Source organism: Mobiluncus mulieris ATCC 35243 (assembly GCF_000160615.1).
In the GTDB taxonomy this organism is placed as follows: domain Bacteria; phylum Actinomycetota; class Actinomycetes; order Actinomycetales; family Actinomycetaceae; genus Mobiluncus; species Mobiluncus mulieris.
The window spans coordinates 569,480-570,901 of sequence record NZ_GG668520.1; the positions used below are offsets into that span (position 1 = coordinate 569,480).

The 1,422-nt window shown below is 57.2% G+C and carries 1 protein-coding gene; it reads left to right on the forward strand.

All coding sequences use genetic code 11. From position 1 onward, the window contains the following. The coding region (locus tag HMPREF0577_RS10360; protein WP_004013846.1) for an AIR synthase-related protein at nt 1-583 on the forward strand (583 nt) is incomplete at its 5' end. Between the last annotated feature and the right edge of the window lie 839 nt (nt 584-1,422).

Consider the following 1,422-nt stretch of genomic DNA (forward strand, 5'->3'; position numbering starts at 1 on the left):
GGCCGCCGGCCGCACCAACGCCGCCCCGGCCGCTCCCGACCGCGACGCGGTCGGGGCGGCCTCCCGCCCCTATACCCTGGGTTTGGCCTGTCTGGAACCGACGCGTTTGTATTCACGTCTGTGCCTGGAGCTGGAAAACCAAGGTGGCGAGGCCGCGTGGTATGCCGGCGATTTTTCCCAGGATTTGGACGGGAACCGCACCCACGCTTTCGCCCATGTCACGGGTGGTGGCTTGGCGGCGAACCTGGCGCGGGTGATTCCCGCCGGTTTGCACGCAGTGGTGGATCGTGGTTCGTGGCCGGTACCGGGGATTTTCAAGTTCCTAATGTCCGCCGGGGGCTTGCAACCCGTCGAGGTCGAGGATGCCTGGAACCTTGGTATAGGCATGGTGGTGGCGGTTCACCCGGATTTCGTGCCGACGACTCATGAAGCCGCTGCCGCTCACGGCATCGAGAGTTTCACCATCGGCCGCGTGACCGACCAGCCGCCCGCATCAGCCCAGGTGACGGGCGCGCGCACCGTGTCCGGCACGAAGGGTATCGTGGCGGGTGCGGTTACGCTGCACGGCTCGTATTGCGTGTGACTTCATGAGCCGCGTCGCGCTACAAAGTCGCATATCGGTGTTCATGAGGTGCTCCCGAGTTCCACAGCTTTAGTGTGTCTGGTTTGTGACAGAATCAGGAAAATTTGGGGGTAGCGCGAAGGGCCTTGTGACGGAACCAGGAAAATTTGGGGGTGGCGCGAAGGGCCTTGTGACAGAATCAGGAAATTTTGGGGGTGGCGCGAAGGGCCTTGTGACGGAACCAGGAAAATTTGGGGGTAGCTCGGAGGGGTTTGTGACAAAATCAGGAAAATTCAACACAGGGTGGCCGATTTAGTTCATGGTCGAGGCGATTTTTCCTGAATTCGTCACAGCCGGGTGCAAATATTGCCGCCAGGCTCAGAAATTGCTGCGATGTTTCGACAATTTGAGATTGCGGTGTCGTTAACAGCAACCTAAAACCTAAAATCCTCTAAATCCCGGACGTCAGGATGTCAAAAGCACTAACAAAAACTTGTCTACCAGCATAAACACCAAAAACACGCCATATGCTACGTAATTGTGGAAGTTGGATCAAGCGCTGAAGCCGCAACCGTGCGGTGAAGTTGCTCATCGGTGTTCATGAGGTGCTTGTTTTTTGGCGGCTTACGGTCGGTCGGCTCGGCTAGGCTTCCGGTGGGGTTCCGCTCTGTTTCTCTTAGCAACGGTGTTGCTAAGAGAAACTACGAGCACCCACAGATCGCTACGCCGGCCGACGCTTCCCGTTTCGCCGCCGGAATTCCTGCGGGGTGTTTGCTCCTTACAAAACGTCCAAGGCTGTGTTTTGTCAAGTTAATTTGAGCTATTTCGTCACTTAAAAGTGAGCTATTTTGGCGGCTTCC